Raw genomic sequence first — 3481 nt, 5'->3', positions numbered from 1 at the left:
GTTTAAAGACAAAAGTGCCCATTGTTTTTTAGCAGCTTCAATTTCACTCTTTTGTGCATTAGCAAGTGTGGCAACACCTACAAATAATAAACTAAAAAGTATCTTTTTCATTTTATTTAATATATGTTCAACAATTTGATTTTTAATCTTCGGTTTCTTCCTCCGCATCGTCGCCAGCTTCCTCTTCGCCAGTTTCTTCTGTAATATCCTCATCAGGAGCAGCTTCAAGAGCTTCACCGTCTACCACAATATGGCTTTCAGTTGTTTCTTCTACTTCTTCGTCATCGTGATCAATTCTAGCTACTGAAGCAATCTCGTCGTTACCTTTTAAGTTAATTAAACGAACACCCTGTGTTGCTCTGCCCATTACTCTTAATTCGCTAACCACAATTCTGATAACGATACCTGATTTATTGATGATCATTAAATCATCTGCATCAGTTACGTTTTTAATCGCAACAAGTGCTCCGGTTTTTTCAGTAACGTTAATGGTTTTAACTCCCTTACCACCCCTATTTGTAACGCGATAATCTTCGATGTCGGTACGTTTGCCATAACCTTTTTCTGATACAACAAGAACAGTAGCTCCCGGATCATTAACAGCAATCATGCCAACTACTTCATCATTTTCATGAGCAAGGGTTACACCACGAACACCAGTTGCGGTTCTACCCATCGGTCTCACCTTTTCTTCGTTAAAGCGAATTGCCCTTCCAGAGCGCAATGCCATAACAATTTCACTGGTTCCGGTGGTTAAACTTGCTTCAAGTAACTGATCACCTTCATTGATATTGATTGCATTAATACCATTAACCCTAGGTCTTGAATATGCCTCCAAAGAAGTTTTCTTGATTGTTCCTTTTTTGGTACACATGATAATATAATTATTTTCAAGGTACTCCTGATCTTTAAGGTTTTTAACCTTAATAAAGGCCTTAATCTTTTCTTCTTTAGGGATATTAATGATGTTCTGGATTGCTCTTCCTTTACTTAATCTAGATCCTTCAGGAATTTCGTATACTCTTAACCAGAAACAACGACCTGTTTCTGTAAAGAATAACATATAGTTGTGGTTGGATGCAATTAGCATATGTTCAATGAAATCTTCATTTCTTGAGTCACTGCCTTTTGAACCTTTTCCACCTCTACCTTGTGTACGGTATTCTGTTGCCGGAGTACGTTTGATATAACCTTCGTGAGAAATGGTAATTACTACATCTTCATCTTCGATGAAGTCTTCCATGCTCATGTCTTCTGCAGAGTGTACGATCTGAGTTCTACGCTCATCACCGTATTTTTCTCTCATTTCGGTTAATTCCTCAGTGATGATCTGCATACGTTTACCTTCATCATCTAAAATAGACTGTAGGTATTCTATCGTTTTCATTAATTCGTTGTACTCATCTTTAATTTTATCACGCTCCAGACCAGTTAACCTGCGGAGTGTCATATCAAGGATGGCTCTGGCTTGAATATCACTTAATCCAAATTTCTCCATTAAGCCTACTCTCGCTTCTTCAGGGGTATCTGAACTACGAATCAGGTTAATTACTTCATCTAAATGATCAAGTGCAATTAACAAGCCTTCTAAGATGTGAGCACGTTTTTTTGCTTCGGCTAATTCAAACTTAGTTCTGCGGATCACTACTTCGTGACGGTGTTCAACGAAATATTGAATCAGATCTTTTAGATTTAATAATTGCGGCCTGCCTTTAACCAGGGCAATGTTATTTACACTAAATGAAGTTTGTAGCGCAGTTTGCTTGAATAGATTGTTTAGTACGATTGAAGCATTGGCATCGCGTTTAATTTCGTAAACAATACGGATACCGTCTTTATTGGACTCATCCTTAATGTTTGAAATACCTTCAATTTTTTTCTCTCCAACAAGTTCAGCAGTACGCTCGATCATCATTGCCTTATTAACCTGGTAAGGTATTTCGGTAACAATAATGGTTTCGCGGTCCTTTGTGGTTTCAATTTCTGCTTTAGAGCGCATTACAATACGGCCTCTACCAGTTTCAAAAGCTTCCTGAACACCTGCGTAGCCATAAATAATAGCTCCTGTAGGAAAATCAGGTGCTTTTATGTGCTTCATTAATTCAGGAATAGTAATATCGTTATTTTCGATGTAAGCTATTGTTGCATTAATAGCTTCTGTAATGTTGTGAGGAGGCATATTTGTAGCCATACCCACTGCAATACCTGATGATCCGTTGATCAGTAAGTTTGGAACTTTTGACGGAAGAACTGTTGGTTCTTGCAATGAATCATCAAAGTTTAACTGGAAATCTACAGTATCCTTATTGATATCAGCAAGCATTTCCTCTGCAATCTTCTGGAAGCGGGCCTCTGTATAACGCATTGCTGCTGGAAAGTCACCATCGATTGATCCAAAGTTACCCTGTCCTTCAACCATTAAATAACGTAAGCTCCATTCCTGAGCCATCCTTACCATAGTGTTGTAAACAGAAGCATCACCATGTGGGTGATACTTACCCAGTACCTCACCTACAATACGTGCAGATTTTTTATATGGTTTGTTGTTTGTTAATCCCAGATCGAGCATACCATATAACACTCGGCGGTGTACAGGTTTTAATCCATCACGTACATCAGGTAGAGCCCTTGATACGATAACCGACATCGAATAATCGATGTAAGCTGATTTCATTTGCTCGTCAATATCGATCCTTATTATTTTGTCGTTTTCTTGATTTTCTAAATCTTCTGCCATAAATATTAATGTTCCTTAAGAACGATTTAAATGTGGTATTCTTATAACCTTGCGAAGCTAATAAAAAAAGCGCCATTAAGGCGCATTGTGGAAAAATTTTAACGTAAAAATTAGGCTATTCTTAAGCCCATTCTATCCCCTTTTTAAGCTTGCTTAATGTATAGGATTCTTCACTGTCTGGAAGTGTTTGATGATTGTAGATCCATTTGGCCATAGGTGGTAAACTCATTAAAATAGATTCAATTCTACCGTTGGTTTCGAGACCAAATTTTGTTCCTGCATCGTACACCAAATTAAATTCAGCATATCGGCTTCTGCGCAGGTATTGCCACTCTTGTTGTTTCTCGTCAAATTCTTTATCTCTGTTTCTGTCAATTAGTTCCGTATATGCGGGAATAAATGTATTGCCAACTGCTATAGAAAAATCAAGAATCTGATCAAAGGATAAACCTGTGTTTTCAGGTCTTAATCGGTCGTAAAAAATACCTCCAACTCCCCTTGTTTCTTCACGGTGTTTGATGAAGAAATAATCATCGGCATGAGCCTTAAACTTAGGGTAAAAAGACGTATCAAATTCGTCGCAAGTTTGTTTTAAAAGATGGTGAAAATACCGTGCGTCGGTATCAATAATATAATGTGGAGTTAAATCTATCCCTCCACCGAACCATCTTGTTTCGTTATCCATTTCGAAATACCTGATATTCATATGAATTATAGGTACAAACGGGTTATTTGGGTGCATAA

General features: G+C 37.7%; 2 protein-coding genes. Both read right to left on the bottom strand.

What is annotated here, in order from left to right; genetic code table 11:
- Positions 1-142 precede the first annotated feature (142 nt).
- A complete protein-coding gene (gyrA, locus tag AC1DG9_RS25170; protein ID WP_172662966.1) occupies positions 143-2737 on the bottom strand; it encodes a DNA gyrase subunit A in 2595 nt (864 codons plus the stop codon).
- A 121-nt stretch (positions 2738-2858) separates the two neighbouring features.
- A partial coding sequence (locus AC1DG9_RS25165; RefSeq protein WP_477635475.1) for a coproporphyrinogen III oxidase occupies positions 2859-3481 on the bottom strand: 623 nt, incomplete at its 5' end.

The organism is Pedobacter sp. 05L430, assembly GCF_056397585.1.
This window is presented reverse-complemented; position numbering and strand designations above follow the sequence as displayed.